The organism is Muricauda brasiliensis (assembly GCF_003057865.1).
Lineage (GTDB): Bacteria > Bacteroidota > Bacteroidia > Flavobacteriales > Flavobacteriaceae > Flagellimonas > Flagellimonas chongwuensis.
The window spans coordinates 33,360-51,729 of sequence record NZ_QBTW01000032.1 but is presented as its reverse complement, the minus strand read 5'-3'; the positions used below and the strand labels follow the sequence as shown (position 1 = coordinate 51,729).

The window sequence follows — 18,370 nt, the reverse complement described above, 5'->3', positions numbered from 1 at the left end:
ACTATTGTTTTTCATAGATATAAGATGACACTCCTGGCAGTTCTTCATCCTTGTTCCAAATGAGCTGGTTTCCCATCAATTCAAAATTGCTGTTCAAAATGCTACTTCCTTGAAAAGCTACGTTGGAACCATCGCTTGCCCAGGCACCTGTAGCAAGATTGGTTCCGGTACAATCCACATAATACCTGTTATTGGTGATGGAATTGATAGTAAAACTAGATTGCTCAAACTGGTAGGTGGTATCTGCATTAAAAACTATGCTGCCCGACACACAATCCTCTTCTTCCATCAAATTAGTGGAGGATTCGCCATCACCATCCACATCGACTCCGCTACTTAAATTAACCTCTACCAATACCCAAGTGCCTACAAGTTCTGCATTGGAAAATCCAGATTGACCATCGTCACCATCCTCACTGCAGGACATCATCAATACAAGTGTAAACATCAATAAGATAGATAGTTTGATTTCTTTCATGAGATTGTTTTAGCTCGATGAAATTAAGACAATTTCAAGGAAAAAGGTTCAATCTACCCTGCATTTCATCGAATTGAATAAGCTCCTTTACACTAAAAATGAACGTGTTTCGTTGTTCTACCAACACATCTATAACCAAATAACATGAAGAAACTTAATCTACGAAATTTAAGCATCGCCTTTTTGACCATTGCCTTTCTTGGCTTTCAATCGTGTAGCGAAGATGGGATGTCCGGTGATGGAGAAACCCTTTCACAAGCAGAATTACAGACTATTTTGAATACCGACGATATTGCCGGAGCTGTTGATACGGCCCTAGCGGAAATAATTGGCGGGAATTCGGACGAAAGTGTCACCGTTGGCAAGGAAGGCGAATGCTATTCCACTGAATATACCGAAACAGGTTTTGTCGCAACCTTCAATAATTGTGTGCTCAATGGTACCGATAACATAAACGGAACCGTTACTGCCACTTACGAAGTAGGGAGCGAAATGACCACTTTTACCGCCACATACGAAGATTTTTATGTTGGGAACATCAAAGTAAATGGAACCAGAACATTTGAGATTTCCTCAAGTACGGAGCAAACCTCGGTATCGTTCTCCATTATCAGCGATATGTCCATAGAAATGGAAGATGGCTCCGTGATTTCCGAAAACGGTACCAAAACGTTTACCATTGCTTTTGGTGACAGCTTGGAAGGAACCATGATTTCCATCTCCGGAAGTTGGAACGTAGAAGCCGATGGGAACGTTTATGCCGTTGAAACTTTGGAAGACCTCCAAGGGAGCGCTGCCTGCGAACATATGACCACAGGAACCATGGTGGTTTCCAAAAATGGATTGGCCGTTACCGTGGATTTTGGAAATGGCGAATGCGACGACGTAGCCACACTTATTTATCCGAATGGGGCTACCGAAGAGATTTCTCTTTAAACACACTACACAACATAATGAAAAAGCATCGGTAAGCCCGGTGCTTTTTTGTTTTATGGAAGATGCTGTTCACAAGTTTGCCTATATTTAAAGAAACAATCAGTTTTATGGTAAAGCAATTGGTAGCTGCTCAGAATGACTTTTTTGCCACACAGAAAACCAAGGATATAGGCTATAGAAAACAGTATCTAAAAAAACTACAACAAGAGATTGTGGATCAAGAGGATGCTATTTCTGATGCGCTCTATTCGGATTTTAAAAAGCCAAAGTTCGAAAGTCTGGCCACAGAGACCCAATTGGCACTTGCGGAGCTAAAACATGCCATAAAAAACATAGATACATGGAGCGAACCCGAAAGGGTTTCCGGCTCTTGGTCCAATTTTCCGTCAAAGGAATGGATACAGCCGGAGCCATACGGCAAAGTGCTTATTATTTCACCTTGGAACTATCCCTTTATGCTGGCCATTTCACCGCTGATAGGTGCTTTGGCAGCTGGCAATACAGCTATATTGAAGCCATCGGAGTACAGTGTGCATACCTCCAAGATCATTTCGCAAATAATCCGCAAAGTTTTTCCGCCCGAATATGTGACCGTGGTGGAGGGTGGAGTAGAGGTGTCCACTCAATTATTGGCCGAGAAGTGGGAATACATATTTTTTACCGGTAGTACCCAAGTGGGCAAGATTATATACAAAAGTGCCGCGGAACATCTTACCCCGGTAACACTGGAGCTAAGCGGTAAAAATCCTTGCATTGTGGATGAAACAGCTTCCATAAAACTGGCTGCCAAGCGAATAGCTTGGGGAAAATTCATCAATGCCGGGCAAACTTGTATAGCCCCGGACTACATTTTGGTGCATAAAAATGTGAAAGATGCTCTCGTAGATAACCTTAAAAATTCCCTCACCGAGTTTTATGGAAAAGATATGGAAACATCAGGTGATTTTGCCAGAATCGCCACCGATAAGCATTACAATGAACTTAAAGGAATGCTTGAAGGGCAGAAAATAATTTTTGGAGGCAAGTTCGTGGATGCCGACCAATATTTGGCCCCAACTTTAGTGGATGAACCCGAAATGGACAGCGCTATCATGCAAGGGGAAATATTTGGCCCCATTCTGCCCTTGATTTCCTATACGGATGAAAGCGAACTGGACAGCTATATTTCCAAATACCCAAACCCATTGGCATTCTATGTGTTCTCCAGCGACAAAAAGTTCCAAAAACGCTTAATGAGCAGCTATTCATTTGGCGGTGGCACCATAAACGATACTGTAATCCATATCAGCAACAAAGATTTACCATTTGGTGGAGTAGGGCAATCCGGGATAGGGGGATACCATGGTAAACATACTTTTGACCTGTTCTCGCACCATAAATCCATTGTAAAAAGAGGCACTTGGTTAGATGTACCTTTGCGTTATGCTCCTTATACTTTTTCAATGAATTTGATTAAAAAAATAAAGTATTTGTTATAAATAATTAATGAAACAACAATTTTAGATGCGTTCATTTAAAAGAATCTCATTTTATTATTAAATGAAAGTTAAACACCTGATTCATAGGTTTTTTGATGCTAACTTTAAGAGTATCAGTCATAAACAAAAGCCTATGGAAGCAGCAGCAAAGAAGTATCGTATTTCCGTATTGCTGGACATGTCCAAAAGTTCCGCATTTGTGCTCACCAGCGCTTTGGAGCTGGCCAAGCAAATCGATGGCGCTTTGGAGGTTTTCCACGTAAACCCCTACAATACGCGGAATGGAAAAAGGAGCTCAATGACCAAAGATTATGATTCTTCACAGGCTCAAATTAAAGAGCTGATCATAAATATGGGGAAACAAGAGCATTTGCCCGTTACCTATAAAATGGAGCATGGCAGGGTAAAACATAGAATAAGGGACTATTTGGCACTACATAGACCAGATATTTTGGTTTTGGGCAAGCGTAGGCCCAGATTTGGGATTTTCTCGGAAAGCATAACCGATTTTGTAATCAACCAAACAAGCCATACGAATGTGCTTATTTTGGGTGAGGACGACAAATTTCACACGTTCAAAGATATTAACCTTGGTTTTTTTGGAAATGAACTCAAGGCTTCAAATTTAGAAGTAATCAAGGACTTAACCCGCAATAGTGAAAAACCTGTCCGGCATTTTGATATTTCCCAAGATCAACCACAAAAAACCGAATTTCCTTGGCACAAGACAGTTTCATACAAATTTTCGAAAGGTGTCAACGCTTTGGATGGTTTGGTGAATTATGTTTCGCACACCAATACACAATTGTTGTGTGTTCCTAAAAAAGCAGGCAAACGTATTATGCTTAAAAACAATCCAATCAAGGCAATTATCCGAAAAACCAAAGTACCGTTATTGATTTTGCCCAAATAAGCTGTCGGGTGGGGTTATGCTGGTTTTGAAACATTCTATTTTACATAATGTAAATTATGATACAAAAATTCAAATCTATTTTTTCACGAATGCGCGGTCTAATTCCTGATACATCATTAGAGCTTTATCATTCTCTGTTTTGATATTATCATATAGTGAACCAGCAATTACCCTTATGGCATGTTGTTCCGCTTCATTTAATTCAGGATATTTATATTCTCCTTTCCACATATGGTTATGAATTTTTTTCTTTCTATCAAAAAAGGAGTTCAAATCATTCTTTTCCCGACAGATTTGCTCTAAATGATCTTCCCAGTTTAAATAATTACTATGTTGATCCCTTCTTCGTTTATTACAGGATTGACAAGCGGGAACGACATTCCCTGGATGATGTAATCCATACTGGGCTCTATTAAACATAATTAGGTGTTCAATCTGAAGTTTATCTGATTGATTGCCACAATAAGCACATTTACCTTCAAAGACTTCATTTTTAATTCTCTCGAAAATCTTTTTAGATTTTCCTGAACTTGTATTGAAACTTTTTCCCCAATAATGTTCACCAACTTTAGTTAAAAATGCTCTAATCGCAGTGTTAGCCGAATCAGAAGATGTATTGTAAACTGCCATCCATTAAACTTTTGTTGGTATTAACAGATCTCGTATATCAACATCAAGAATTTCAGCAATCTTTTTTAGATCTTTTAAATGCGGCTGGGATTTGTTATTACAAATTGAAGTAATTGTATTTGGATTACGGTCAAGTTTAACCGCCAATTCCTTTTGGCTCATTCCCTTGATAACGAGTACTTCTTTAATTCTGTTTATTCGCTCAGACATAGTCTAAAGCTAGGCATAATCAAGTTTTAAGACAATGTTGGATTTTAACCAGTGTTTATTAAAACAATATAAACATTGTTTAAAACTATATTTATATATGTTAAAACAATGAATTTTGTTTTCATTTATATAAATAAAACCTATGTTTATATAGTTATTACCAGTGTTTCCATCGTAAATACAAATAGATTTATCCCATAATGAGCTTAAAACAAAATAACCTACTCCCCCTCCTCACCTACTTTGAAGAATGTCATGAGGGAAGTTTACTTTCCTTTACCCAATGGTTGGATAAAACGGTTTATATGTTCCATTACCTACCGTCGGATACTTTTTCAGAAGTGGAGCGCCAAAATGTTTGTCATGTGCTTATGGAACTAAAGGAAGTAGTTTTAAAAATCCATATTGAGCAAAATAAATCGTGCCTAAAATGCTCAACTTGCAAAATGGTTTAAACCTTCTACAAGGCACAAACAAAAAAACCACCCAAAGGGTGGCTTTAACAATATAGTGTGAAAATCGTGTATTTACAGTATCTCAACCACTTCAAGGTCGAACACCAAATCGTGGCCTGCCAACGGATGGTTGGCATCTATGATAATATCTTCTTCTTCTACCTTGGCCACTCTAAACTGTTGCTCTTGCCCTTGGGCATTGGAGCCTACCAAGCCCATGCCTACCTCAGGTTTTAGGTCTTCGGGCAATTGTGTTTTAGAGATTTTCTGAAAAAGTGCCTCGTTCACCTCTCCATAGGCGTCTTGCTTATCTATGGTGATGGTTTTCTTTTCATTGACCTCCATGTCAATAAGCCCTTTTTCAAAACCTGGTATAAGTTGACCCTGCCCCAAGGCTACCTCCATAGGTTCGCGCTCCAATGAACTGTCAAAAACCTGTCCGTTGGTCAATTTACCTGTGTAGTGCACCTTTACAGTGTCATTCTCTTTTACTTTACTCATAATTTTTGTTTATAGTTTTAAAATCAAAACGTTGCAAATATATGAGGTATAAAATGGTTCAACGAAAAGTTCTGGATTCGTTTTGCCAAAACCTCCTTAAAAATTGGATTTAAGCATCGCTAGCCATGATTTTTTTTGCAACCTCTTTGCCCACCTTCCCCTTTAGACCAAACAGAGGCCGCAAAAACCATATCCTACGAATAAGGAATTCGAACAACAAATAACACACTATAAAAGTGAACACCGTTATGGCTACAAACTGTAAAAACGGGTGAATCTTTAACGGCAAAATCAACAGGGCCCCCAAATACATCACAAACATATGGATGATATAAACAGGATAGGCCGCCTGGCTCAAATATTGCAACAGCCCGCTGGGCCTGTTCAAGTACCGATAGCCAAGACCAAGGATTCCTAAAATCCAACAATTGGATTCCAAGGCCATGAGGTATCCGGGAGCTTCCAACTGGAACTCCAAATACCGTACTGCATACAGGCTCAAGGCAAGTGCCAAATAGCCCCAGTGCCATTTTTTTACGGTATCCCAAAAATGTTGGCCACTGTAAACGAACAAATACCCAAAAAAGAAGGCCAATGCCCCTAAAAAGAACCCATGCCATGTTTCCGCATAAATGGAATACACCTGTGGTTCTACTAAAATGGCTTCCAACATAAAGAACAACGAAACCAACAAGGGGCCAACAGGGTTGGACATCAGTGAGCCCAATACTTGTTGAAATACCCCTCCTTCTCTTTGCTTTAAGAGATAAAAAACAGGTAAAAACAACAGCACGTAGACAAAAATATTTCCCAAGAACCATAGATGCCCCATATGCGGATAGTATCCCAAAGGCAGTTTATAGAATTTTTGAAAAATAAACATATGCAACGGTGCAATGGCCACTATCCCGAACAACAACGGCAACAAAATACGTCTGGTCCGCTCCCCTATCAATTGTTTCCAGTTACGTCTGCGCATGGCGAAAAAGAGCCCCATGCCCGATACAAAGAACAGAATAGGGATACGCCACACATTGAGCAATGTCATCGGGGTCCATAGCCCTTCAAGGGATTGTTCGCTCCTTACAAAACCAACAAACATGGCCCAAGGTTGAAAAATAATGGCAATATGATAGATCAGTAACAGGGCAATGGTAATTACCCGCAACCAATCAATATCGTGTCTACGTGCTGTTTTCATGATGACTGTTGTTTTTTGATGGATTATTGTAGCATTACGGCAATAGTAGGACGGGTCTCTTCAACCTCCTCCAAATCCAATTGCAAACCAATAGGCCCCAATTGTTGCTGCATCATTTCGTAAATGGGCTTTACATCGGCAAACGGGCCCACAACGGTTTCGCGCGGTGTTGCACCGTAGTTGTTTTTTATTTTTTTGTCCGCGCCCGAATCCAATAGCATTTGAACAGCTTCGATTTTACAGAAGAAAGCGGCCACATGCAGTGCAGTGGAACCATCATTGTTTTTAATGGACAAATCTGCTCCCGCATCTATCAAGGTTTGTGCAATGTCCTTCTTATCAAAAGTAATAGCTGTGATTAATGGAGTGGAACCGCTAAGGGCGTCCTTTTCATTGATGTCGGTCCCAGCTTTGATATGCTGTTCCACCGCTTCCAGATTTCCAGCGACCACGGCAGCAGAAAGAGCCACATCAGGGGCTTTTACCTCTGTTTTGGCAGTTTCTTCCTTATCGGAGGTTGACTTTTTTTGTCCGCAGGCGGATAGGCTTACCATTACAATAAGCAATGCGTACTTTAGATGTTTCATTGAATTGTTTTTAAAATTTTTCATGACTTTTAGTTTTAAGTATTGAACAATAAATTTTACGTTACAAAGATTCCCCAAAGCCTGATGCAGTACTAATCAGCTATGCCGCGTTGTATGTAAGTCTTGCGCAGTCCATAAAAATTATGGTGCATGGATATAAATTATGCGGCAATACCTGCATTTTCTCCATGGAAAGGAATCGCTTATATTTGTTAAACCCATGCAGCTATCAATCTGCAAGCCACCATGCTAGACAAACCAAAAGGGCAGAAATTTACCTATGAGGTCAAAGCCATCGTACTGGAACATCTGGGCGATGAACATTTTGGCGTATCGGAATTGGCAGATGCCATGCATATGAGCCGCTCCAGCCTGCTCCGTAAATGCAAAAAGCAGACACAATTATCCGCCAGTCAGTTTATTCGACAAATCCGATTGGAAGAGGCCATGGAATTGCTCAGGGAATCCGACCTTACGGTTTCGGAAGTGTCCTATCGGGTAGGGTTTGGCAGTACTTCTTATTTTATCAAATGTTTTCGGGAACACTACGGCCACCCTCCCGGAGAAGTTGGTAAACCTGATTTTGAAGCTGAACGGGAGAACACATCCACTCCATTTTGGATAAAATACAAATGGGCCATTATGGCCTTGACCATTCTTGTTATCAGTGGTGTTGCTTACCTACTTTTGCCTTCCTCCCCTACTACTGCCGATGCATCACAAAAAACAAACTTGGAAAAATCCATTGCGGTACTTCCGTTCAAAAATGAAAGCAGTGATTCCACCAACCTGTATTTTGTCAATGGTTTGATGGAAGCGTCGTTAGGGAACCTTCAAAAAATTGAGGATTTACGTGTGATCAGTCGGACATCGGTAGAAAAATACCGCAATTCCAACCAGAATATAGGTGAAATCGCCTATGAACTGAACGTGAACTATGTCGTGGAAGGAAGTGGCCAAAAAGTGGGCGACCAAGTTATGCTCAATATCCAATTGATCGATGCCGCTACGGATACACGAATCTGGGGCGAACAATACACACACAAGGTGATCGATATTTTCGCAGTGCAGAACGAAGTCGCAAAAAAAATTGCCGATGCCATCAAGGCCAAGGTAACTCCATCCGAATTGGAACTAATCGATAAGAAACCAACCGATAACCTAGCCGCATACGATTATTATCTGCAGGCCCAAGAACCCTTTAACCGGCAAACGGAAGAAGGTCTTTTGGAAGCCATTCCATTGTTTGAAAAAGCCATTGGGGAAGATTCTGAATTTGCCTTGGTATATGCAGACCTGGCAATTGCATACTACTATCTTGACCTTTATAAGAAAGAAAAACAGCATACCGAGATCATCAACAACTATGCTGACAAAGCCTTGTTGCACGATTCAAAATTAACCGAAAGTTTGATTGCCAAAGCTTTGTATTATGAACATATTGGGGACTATAGATTGGCTGTCCCCCATTTGGAAAAAGCGTTGGAATACAACCCCAATTCTTCGGGGGTGGTAAATATGTTGTCCACTCTTTATGCCAACAAACTGCCCAATACCGGAAAATATTTGGAATATGCGCTAAGAGGCATTCAATTGGATGTGGCGGACAACGATACGGCCAAGAGCTATATTTATCTTCATTTGAGCAACGCCCTTATACAATCGGGGTTTACCGAAGAAGCCTTGGAATACATTGACAAAGCAATTGAGCTATTTCCGCAAAACCCTTATGCCCCATATCTTAAGGCCTATATCCGTTATGCCAAGAACCAGGACATTAAGCAGACTTTGAATGCCATAAAACGGGAGCTTCAGAAGGATACTACCCGCTTGGACATTTTACAGGAAGTGGCCAAACTGCACTACTTTCAAAAAGAATATGACAGTGCTTACAGATATTACAAGTCATATAATGAGATGAAAAAGGCCCGTGGATTGAATATTTATCCTCAAGAGAATATCAAAATCGGGGTAACCTATGAAAAAATGGGGTATCAAAAAGAAGCTGATGAACTATTTGCAGCCTATACCGATTACTGTGTAAATGATAAATCTATATACCAACCTGCAAGTATGGCGGTAAAATATGCCTATGAGAACAAATTTGATCAGGCCATTGAACAATTGGAAGCATTTGCCGCCAAAAATCATTTTCAGTATTGGATTGTATTGTTTATGGGATTGGACCCTAACCTAGAGAAGCTCGAAGTACACCCAGAATACCAAAACGTGATAAAAAAAATAGCGAATAGATTTTGGGACAACCATAACCGACTTGAAGAGACTTTGAAAGAAAAAAAACTGCTCTGAACGATAGAAATTTATGGCCCACTGGGGCATTCAAAAGCACAAAAGCTCGTACCTCACCGGTACAAGCTTTTCTTTATGCATGGGTAAAAGTTTTACTTTTTATTACCCGTATTTACGAAACCCACGGGCATCAACAATATTTCTTTGGATGCAATGTTGAGCCCTTCGGAGGTATCGCCTTCCTCTAAGGTGCTTAAATCAACACCCGGTGTTCCTCGTGGTAGGTCGTACTGCTCCCCTACGCTTGCTGCACCATAGCCCAAGTCTTTCATGGAACCAGCCGTAATCCTGCTCAATGGATTTTCACCCAAGTTCAAGAACCCGGTCATCAATTCATTGTTCAATGTGGACTCTTGCCAGTGGCCAAATGCCGTTCCTGGTCCATAAAGGCTTTCTATGGGCAGTTCCCCTGTTCCTCCTTCTGCATTCCAGAATACGTTCGCTTTGTGTCCTGCAAAATATGGGGTGGTCTCGCCACCTAGCATCAAGGTTCTGTCAAATCCAAAATCAGCCGTGTTCCAAAGTGTACCAATGCCCAAAACGTGCCCCATTTCGTGTACGATCACATCTTCGAACAAGTCCAGGCTTTCCAAAAAGTCCAGGTCCTCTACGTCAAAATACATAACTCCCGAAATGGGCAAGAAATCACTTGTGCGGACAAAGTTGGGCCCTGCCTGTCCTAATACACCGCCGGGACCATCGATGGGTGCCAATGCCACTTCTATCACTATATCGTCCAAGGTTCCATCAACAGCAGGTGGAAAACCGGTAAATGCCGATGGAATGGTTCCTGTTATGGACGGAACGTCCTTTATAATAATTCGCTCCCATCGGGCTGCAGCTTGATCAAATACTTCTTGCTGTCTTTCGGTAGGTGGCAATAAAAACTTTAGGCTGATATTAAAGCGTCCGTTATCGGTACCTGCGGCACCTGTTGCCCTTGCGGTCGAAATATCCGTAGTGATCAAATCATCCAAAATAATGGGCTCTCCTGTGCGTGCTGCAAGTGTAACCAACGTAGGTTCGGACTTTTGGATGGAGTTTACATCTTCGTCCATACCAACATCGTTGGAGCAAGAGGAAAAAATCAGCATTCCCGCGGCTGCTGTAAATGATAAAGAATTGCGGAAAGATTTTGTGAGGTTTCTCGTAATCATGTTCTCAATTTTTAAGTTAATCTAGTAAACCAGAGTTTTGATTTTAACTAAATTTAACAAAAAAAAGCAGATTACTCTAAACATGTAACAAAACAGCAATGATTATGTATGGAATGATATTATCTATGTAAGAATGGTTGTTTTTTAATGATGATTGATTGATTATAGAAATTACTTTTCGTTAACTTCTACCAATTTATCATCGTTCCATTCACCGCCTGCGACCACATCTCCCTCGGCATCGTAGAACCTACCAGCTCCGTTTCGCTTGTCGTTCTTCCACTCACCGGTGTACTTTTCTCCATTGGGCCAGTAGTAGGTGCCGTATCCATTACGCTTGTCATCTTGATAGCTTCCTACATAATATTCGCCATCGGCCCAGTAAAAGGTACCCTCACCATGGCGCTGGTTGTTTTTCCAATCACCTTCGTACCTACTTCCGGTCTCTAAAAGTGCAACGCCAAAACCGTGGGCCTTGCCATCTTTCACTTGACCGATATAGTGCAGCTGGTTACCTTTCTTGCTTTTGAACGTAAGATATTCCCCGAACGATTTTTGCTGCAACTGTTTTTTAAGACGGGTCAATTGTACTTTGGCTTTTTCCAAGGAAAAGTTGATGGAATCATATTTTCTAACGGCTTCCTCTTCGGCCCAGTTTGATTCTTGGATGGTATCTTGTCTTGCAGTTACGCTGTCGGGCATGGGGCTGACAACTATTTTGTTTTGCTTTAACTTTTCCGCCAAGGCTATGCGTAAAGGAATCACCATATTGTTTTCCTTGCTGGAATTCATGGAAGCATGGTATGATGAAATTGCAGTATCATAATCTTCTTGGAGCAACAAAGAATCTATTCGGTTCAGTTGCTCATAGGCATTTATTTTTTCTGAAATAACCTTGTTTTCTTCTTTGACCTGCGCAAGGTCTTTTTGAAGTTGAACCGAACGGGATGCAAAGAAAAACATTGCCACGGCAAAAAGTGCTAAAAGTATATAGGGAGCGTATTTTTTTATTTTCATGCGTTAATTGCTTGGTTCACTATTACATACGTGGTTAATCGGTCAAATGGACGTCCGGTAACTTTTTTTTAACTCTTCTAAAGTCAGGAGAATAATACATATGGAATCGCAATGTCCAACCTTGTTGATAATAACCTCCATTGTACCTTTCCTGTCCTTGGTTGTACAAAAGGCCTGCGGCGAATGTGAGCCGTGGGGTAACAATATATCCAATAGTAGTGGTTAACCGAAGGTCTTCCATTGGACTTGCGACCACCTCCTTGCCGCTCTGCATGATCAATTCCGCCTCTGGTGCCACATAAATGGTTTTGGGGCTGAGTTTATTATTGTTCAAAGGGATTTTTGCCCTGAACATGTATCGCCAACGGTTTCTGAAAATATAGTCGCTGTTCTCCGTAAAGCCTTTGCTCCAACGGTGCTCTATTCGAATTCGATGATAGAACATGGCCGAATAAAACGGCATGGCAAACTGATATTGGTGCCAGATACGCCATTCGGGAACCACATTTTTACCTTCCGAATCTTCATCGGTATTAAAATTGATACGCACTACCCCACCCAATCTAAAATTGGTCTTTTTGTTGAAAATATAACCAATGGCATGTCGGTTATAAATTTGACCGATCTGTCCAATAAACGGGGTGCTTTTGGTTTCCTGAAACCTAAAATGGGTCTGGGCATCCCAGAAGAATCGTTTACCTATTCTTATGTTCCCATAGGTGTTGACCCAGACTTTCGTCTTTGGGTCCTTGTACTGTGAGGTCTCCGGAAGCACTTCGGGTTCCGATTCTTGTGCAAAAACCGTACATCCAAATAATAAAACAACAACCGCCAAAAAGCTATTTCTACTATTCTTCATGCTTATTGGTTTTGGGAAGTTGATTGTTCAAGTATCAGTGCCAAAACTTCCGCTGGCCGTTTTTCACGACGAAGTTTGCGCTCCAATTTACGGGTGTCCTTATTTCGTAAATCCAATATGCTTTGGTGAGTGTTCATCATCTGGTCGTTCAATGTCCCTGTATTGTCACATGTTAATTCTTCTGTTGCCGTGTTCAAGAAATAAGGAATCAGGATATCCCTATAGGCCGATACAATTCGTTTTTTTACCTCCTCCTCCATCACATTGGCCATAAATGGATTCCATACGGCATCGGTATATTCCTTTTCCACAGCTTCAACACGGTTCGGAAGTGCTTTAATGCCTGTTGCCAATTCGCTCAGCTGCATAAGACATGTTTTTGCCCCTTTGCCATATTCTAGTTTTTCCTGAGGATTTTTGATATCCGCATACCGGGTCAAGGAACTATCTGCTATGTTTTTCAACTGTGTTAATGCATTTGTATATTCTGATGAAAGTCCTGGAACAGAATCTAATTTGTGCTCTAGATCATTGTTCAGCTCAATAAGCTCTTCTTCAAGTCCGTTCAACATTTGAAGCTGTTCCTCATTGGTCAATCGTGATGCAAGGGAACCCTTTATGTATTCCAAACTCATTTTTGCGTACGTGGCCAAAGCTTCGACCGCTAACAGGTCATTGCTTTCATATTCAAATTCCTCAGAACTTGGCAACTTAAACGTCCTGGTGCCACCTTCTTCGTCGGCGACCACCAAAATCTCCGTGCTAGGTTTGCCATTGGGCCAAAGCATTTTCAATAGCAAAGGAATTTCTTGGTACTGTACAATTTCCAGTTCCCTATGTGAAACCAATGTGGATAACGGAATCAAGAAGTCGTTGTTTATTTTTTGAGCGGCATTGTAGTAAAAAAGTGCTTCGGAATCCGTACGCTTTACAATGTTCAGATGACTGTTTTCCAAAATCATGGAGCTCATTTCTTCTGCGTCTTTATATTCCGAAACAATTTTGTCCAAGGCTTTATTTTGAAGGGAATCCAAAGGAAAATAAGGTACCCTGACTTTCATGTTGGGCTTAAAATCAGAAGTTCCCAAATGGTTTAGCACATTGTTGACCTTTTGATAATAATCCATGTTCTGGCCCAACAAACGTACTATTTGGCTTTCCCCGCCTTGTAAACGGATAAGCGATTCAAGCAAAGTAATATAACCCTCGTTCAACTGAACGGTTTTATAGGATGCAACGCTCTTGGTGAATACGTTTATATCCTGTGATTTACCCTCGGACTTTATTTTTATGGTTCTCAGTAATCCATCCTCGAAGAACCAATCCTCGATATCCTCCACGGCCTCTGTTCCATAGTACGACCATTCATCGTGCGCAAGACCGTCCCTTAAAAATCGACCCACCAGCACGCTGCTATCGTTCTCTATTTGAAAGTTTTGACGCGGTACTCCTTTGTCAAAAGAAATGGTGCTTTTAAATATGATTTTTTCAACCTCGGAGTCCTTTATCTGGTTAATGGTGTAGTTCCAATCACCATCGGGTTTACCATCTATTAGGTTCCCCTCACCTATTTCTTGCACACCACTGACCAAAACCCGGTATTCGTAGCCCACCACCTGACTCTGACTATTGGTCTTGTATTCTCCAAATTCAAATTCCCATGGTCCGTTGGCAACGCCTTTATCAAACTTGCCCGAAAAACGAAAGGATATATCTTCGTTCTCTACTAATGTCTCCAAATTGGATTGTTGTAATTGAAAATCACCGTCAAAAATGGTATCGAGGTCAGAAATAACGAATTGATAAACTGCTTTTCCCGTATAAGGTCCTACTTTTAGTGGTCCTTCATATGTTTTTCGTTCTTGCCCAAAGGTCTGAAGCGAAAGCATCAAAAATAGAAATACAGAAAAAAGCCGCTTTTTGGAAGGCTGTATCATGGAGTAATCTAGTGTTAGTCGAATCGTCCATTTAAATACGTTCCGAAAGGGGTATATGGACGAGATGGTCAATGGTTTTACGATATTGATGGATATACCCGTTATTTATTGAACGGTTATTAAGGCTCAAAGGAAAATTCTATCAAACTGCTTATCCAGTCTACTTTTGCAAACACCGTAACTGCTTTAAAAATAAATAAATCCTTTCTTTTTTTTCATACCTTGTTCTCTTGATTCATCAATAAACTAACTCAATGAGAAAAAATTACTACCTGTTGGCATGTGCCATAGTATTTATGAGTACTTCTTCTTTTGCTCAGGATAAAGAGCAGGTTGCGGACAGCACAAAAAAGGCAACCGAAGAACTACCCTTAGAACCGGAGAGAACCATTTCTTTCACCACCAAAGAGGGAACTTGGATTTCCTTGGACGTAAGCCCTGATGGCAAAACCATCATTTTTGATTTGATGGGCGACCTATACACCATTCCCATTCAAGGGGGCAAAGCAACTCAGATTACCAAAGGAATGGCCTATGATGTCCACCCGAGGTTCAGCCCCGATGGAAAATCCATCGTTTTTATTTCCGATAAAAGTGGGTCCGATAATATCTGGACCATGGAATTGGAGTCAGAAGAAACCAAACAAATTACCAAGGACAGTGATCAGAATTTCTTTTCGGCCGACTGGAGTCCGGACGGAGATTATATTGTTGGTGCCAAAGGCCGTAGGAACATCAAACTGCACATGTACCACAAAGATGGTGGAGGTGGTGCTCAACTTATCTCCGAACCGGAAAAACTTAAAGCGATTGACCCTGAGTTCTCACCAGATGGAAAACTCATCTATTTTTCGATACGTACGGGAGCATGGAACTATAACGCCCAATTGCCTCAATATCAACTAGGAACTTACAACACCGAGGATGGTGGGGTTTCTACGGTAACTTCCAGATATGGTTCGGCATTTACCCCTACGCTTTCGCCCAATGGCAAATGGCTGGTATATGGAAGCCGCTTTGAAACCGAGACGGGACTGGTATTGCGTAATTTGGAAAATGGTGACGAACGTTGGTTGGCCTATCCAGTACAGCGGGATGAGCAAGAATCCATTGCACCACTTGGCGTACTGCCCGGAATGGCCTTTACTCCTGATAGTAAAAACTTGGTGGCAAGCTATGGAGGAAAAATATACCGTATAAATATCGACTCGAATTCATCGGTTGAGATACCTTTTGAAGTAGATGTCAATCTCGAATTAGGCCCACAATTATCTTTTAAATATCCCATTGAGGATACCAAAGAGGCTTTTGTGACACAAATCCGGGATGGTGTCCCGTCACCCGATGGAAGCAAACTTGCCTTTACCGCGTTAAACAGGCTGTATGTTATGGATTTGCCCAACGGCACACCAAAACGTTTGACAAAAAACGATTTCACCGAAGCACAACCCGCTTGGTCCCCTGATGGCGAAAGCATTGTTTTCACATCTTGGGAAACCGATGGCGGTTATTTGTATAAAGTAAATGCTAACGGACGCGGAGGCTCCAAAAAACTAACGGAGGAATCGGCCATCTATAGCAATCCGGCCTGGTCTTACCAAAGCAATAGAATTGCCTTTACCAAAGGTTCCGCGCAAGTGTATCGCGATGCAATTGGCCCTCGTGCGAGTGGTGCCGAGGAAGATTTGGCATGGATTCCATCCGAAGGTGGAAAAATTACGGTGATAGATAAATCCGAAGGTCGTTCCAATCCACATTTTACCAAAGTGGGCGACCGAATTTATTTGAGCAAAGGCAAAGATTTGCTTTCAATTCGATGGGACGGTACTGATCAAAAGGAACACCTTACGCTTAGCGGTATTACTACATTCGGCTCCTCTTCTTTTGGATTCCATGATGAAAACGGAGGACATAGTATTTTGCCAGGGTCAGAACAAAATAAAGCTCCAGAGGATAAGTCATCTGCTCCATCAGAAATCAAGATTTCACCGGACGGCACCACGGCCTTGGCCAAAATCAACAATGATATTTATACGGTTACCATACCTAAATATGGGAAAACGCCAAAAGTATCCGTAGCTGATGCCGATAAAGCGGCCTTCCCTGCCATAAAGTTGACATTGCTGGGCGGAGAGTTTGCTGCATGGTCGGGAAATAGCAAAGATGTGCACTGGTCTTTGGGCGCCAGTCACTTTATTTACAATCTTCCGGCCGCCAAAGCATATGCCGACAGTGTGGCAATTGCTAAAAAGGAAGCCGAAAAACTAAAAAAGGAGAGCGAAGATGACGAGGAAGAAGATGAGAAGGATGATGACAAAAAGGAGGACAAAGGATATCAAGCCAAAGAAATCAAAGTAAAGGTTAGTTATACCAAAGATATTCCTGAAGGAATGGTGCTAATAAAAGGTGCACGCATCATCACAATGAAAGATGATGAAATTATTGAAAACGGTGACATCCTTATCGAAAACAATCGAATTAAAGCAGTTGGTGCGTCAGGTTCTTTAACTGTTCCAAAAGGAACCGTGGAAATTGATGCTGCTGGCAAAACAATTACCCCCGGTTTTGTGGATACCCACGCGCACATGTGGCCTAACTGGGGCATTCATAAAAATCAGATTTGGATTTATTCCGCCAATTTGGCGTACGGTGTTACAACCACCAGGGACCCTCAGACGGCCACAACCGACGTTCTTACATATTCCGATATGGTTGATGCCGGAATGATGCACGGACCACGGGTCTATAGTACCGGGCCCGGCGTTGGTTATTGGTCGTACAAAATAAAATCATTGGAACATGCCAAGGAAGTGCTGAAGCAATACAGCGAGTACTACGATACCAAGAGCATAAAAATGTATTTGGTGGGGAACCGACAGATGCGTCAATGGATCATTATGGCAGCCAAAGAACTAAAATTGATGCCCACTACCGAAGGTGGATTGGATTTTAAATTGAACATGACCCAATTGTTGGACGGTTATCCCGGTCACGAACATTCATTCCCGATTTATCCTATTTACAAAGATGTGGTACACTCCGTTGCAGAATCCAAAATGGCGGTCACCCCTACCCTTTTGGTGTCCTATGGCGGACCATGGGCAGAGAACTATTATTACGCCACCGAAGACGTGTACCACAATAAAAAGCTACAATACTTTACTCCTTATGAAGAATTGGCTCAAAAATCAAGACGAAGAGGAGCTTGGTTTATGCCCGAAGAACATGTGTTTAAAAAGCATGCCGAGTTTATGAAAGATTTGGTCGAAGCTGATGGACTCGGTGGCATTGGAAGCCATGGTCAGTTACAGGGATTAGGCTATCATTGGGAACTGTGGTCGGTAGCAAGTGGCGGAATGCAGACAATGGACGCCCTTAAAGTTGCGACCATCCTTGGTGCGGAATCGCTTGGTTTGGATGGTGATTTGGGAAGTATCGAGGAAGGCAAGTTGGCGGATATTTTGATCTTGGATAAAAATCCGTTGGAAGATATTCGAAATACCAACACAATTACCCATGTCATCAAAAACGGAAGGGTCTACGATGCCGATACGTTAGATGAGGTGGCTCCTGTTAAAAAAGAAGCGGAGACATTCCATTGGCAAACGAAAAAGCCAGAGGGTATTCCTGGAATGAAGAAATAAATTTTCAGTAACAAAAAAGGCGCACTGATTAGTGCGCCTTTTTTGTCGAGAAGTGTT

At 41.5% G+C, this 18,370-nt stretch carries 15 protein-coding genes; 5 read left to right on the top strand and 10 right to left on the bottom strand.

Translation table 11 applies throughout. From position 1 onward, the window contains the following. Nucleotide 1 precedes the first annotated feature (1 nt). On the bottom strand, nt 2-478 hold the full coding sequence (locus tag DCK90_RS16740) for a DUF5004 domain-containing protein (RefSeq protein ID WP_108247348.1): 477 nt from the start codon (nt 476-478) through the stop codon (nt 2-4). 144 nt (nt 479-622) lie between these two features. Here DCK90_RS16740 and DCK90_RS16735 point away from each other — a divergent pair, with 144 nt between their 5' ends. From DCK90_RS16735 to DCK90_RS16725, 3 genes are all read left to right on the top strand, one after another. Then, complete coding sequence (locus DCK90_RS16735) at nt 623-1,414, top strand: hypothetical protein (protein WP_108247347.1); 792 nt, start codon at nt 623-625, stop codon at nt 1,412-1,414. A 107-nt stretch (nt 1,415-1,521) separates the two neighbouring features. Beyond that, nucleotides 1,522-2,892: an aldehyde dehydrogenase gene (locus DCK90_RS16730; RefSeq protein ID WP_108247360.1), complete on the top strand. Its 1,371-nt coding sequence runs from the start codon at nt 1,522-1,524 to the stop codon at nt 2,890-2,892. Between the two features lie 133 nt (nt 2,893-3,025). Next, the gene (locus tag DCK90_RS16725) at nt 3,026-3,805 is read left to right on the top strand and encodes a universal stress protein (protein ID WP_159075873.1); all 780 of its coding nucleotides are present in this window, start codon (nt 3,026-3,028) and stop codon (nt 3,803-3,805) included. A 75-nt stretch (nt 3,806-3,880) separates the two neighbouring features. Here the strand turns inward: DCK90_RS16725 and DCK90_RS16720 are convergent, their stop codons facing one another. The 5 genes from DCK90_RS16720 to DCK90_RS16700 form a co-directional block, all read right to left on the bottom strand. Continuing rightward, nucleotides 3,881-4,435, bottom strand: a complete 555-nt coding sequence (locus tag DCK90_RS16720) for an HNH endonuclease (RefSeq protein ID WP_108247345.1) — start codon at nt 4,433-4,435, stop codon at nt 3,881-3,883. A gap of 3 nt (nt 4,436-4,438) precedes the next feature. Next, nucleotides 4,439-4,645 carry a helix-turn-helix transcriptional regulator gene (locus DCK90_RS16715; protein WP_108247344.1) on the bottom strand — a complete coding sequence of 69 codons (207 nt, stop codon included), beginning with the start codon at nt 4,643-4,645 and terminating at the stop codon, nt 4,439-4,441. A 527-nt stretch (nt 4,646-5,172) separates the two neighbouring features. Continuing rightward, complete coding sequence (locus DCK90_RS16710; RefSeq protein WP_108247343.1) at nt 5,173-5,601, bottom strand: FKBP-type peptidyl-prolyl cis-trans isomerase; 429 nt, start codon at nt 5,599-5,601, stop codon at nt 5,173-5,175. 109 nt (nt 5,602-5,710) lie between these two features. Continuing rightward, nucleotides 5,711-6,802, bottom strand: coding sequence for an acyltransferase family protein (locus DCK90_RS16705; protein ID WP_108247342.1), 1,092 nt, complete (start codon nt 6,800-6,802; stop codon nt 5,711-5,713). A 23-nt stretch (nt 6,803-6,825) separates the two neighbouring features. Continuing rightward, nucleotides 6,826-7,389, bottom strand: coding sequence for an ankyrin repeat domain-containing protein (locus tag DCK90_RS16700; protein WP_199912704.1), 564 nt, complete (start codon nt 7,387-7,389; stop codon nt 6,826-6,828). 246 nt (nt 7,390-7,635) lie between these two features. Between DCK90_RS16700 and DCK90_RS16695 the strand changes: the two genes are divergently transcribed. Beyond that, complete coding sequence (locus tag DCK90_RS16695; protein ID WP_108247340.1) at nt 7,636-9,699, top strand: helix-turn-helix domain-containing protein; 2,064 nt, start codon at nt 7,636-7,638, stop codon at nt 9,697-9,699. A 92-nt stretch (nt 9,700-9,791) separates the two neighbouring features. Here the strand turns inward: DCK90_RS16695 and DCK90_RS16690 are convergent, their stop codons facing one another. The 4 genes from DCK90_RS16690 to DCK90_RS16675 form a co-directional block, all read right to left on the bottom strand. Further along, complete coding sequence (locus DCK90_RS16690; RefSeq protein WP_108247339.1) at nt 9,792-10,856, bottom strand: leishmanolysin-related zinc metalloendopeptidase; 1,065 nt, start codon at nt 10,854-10,856, stop codon at nt 9,792-9,794. A gap of 171 nt (nt 10,857-11,027) precedes the next feature. Beyond that, the gene (locus tag DCK90_RS16685) at nt 11,028-11,873 is read right to left on the bottom strand and encodes an MORN repeat-containing protein (protein ID WP_108247338.1); all 846 of its coding nucleotides are present in this window, start codon (nt 11,871-11,873) and stop codon (nt 11,028-11,030) included. A gap of 34 nt (nt 11,874-11,907) precedes the next feature. After that, nucleotides 11,908-12,732: a DUF2490 domain-containing protein gene (locus DCK90_RS16680; protein ID WP_108247337.1), complete on the bottom strand. Its 825-nt coding sequence runs from the start codon at nt 12,730-12,732 to the stop codon at nt 11,908-11,910. A gap of 2 nt (nt 12,733-12,734) precedes the next feature. After that, nucleotides 12,735-14,669 (bottom strand): hypothetical protein, encoded by a 1,935-nt coding sequence (locus tag DCK90_RS16675; RefSeq protein WP_108247336.1) that lies wholly within the window; start codon nt 14,667-14,669, stop codon nt 12,735-12,737. A 254-nt stretch (nt 14,670-14,923) separates the two neighbouring features. Here DCK90_RS16675 and DCK90_RS16670 point away from each other — a divergent pair, with 254 nt between their 5' ends. Then, nucleotides 14,924-18,313, top strand: coding sequence for an amidohydrolase family protein (locus DCK90_RS16670; protein ID WP_108247335.1), 3,390 nt, complete (start codon nt 14,924-14,926; stop codon nt 18,311-18,313). The last annotated feature ends 57 nt before the right edge of the window (nt 18,314-18,370 follow it).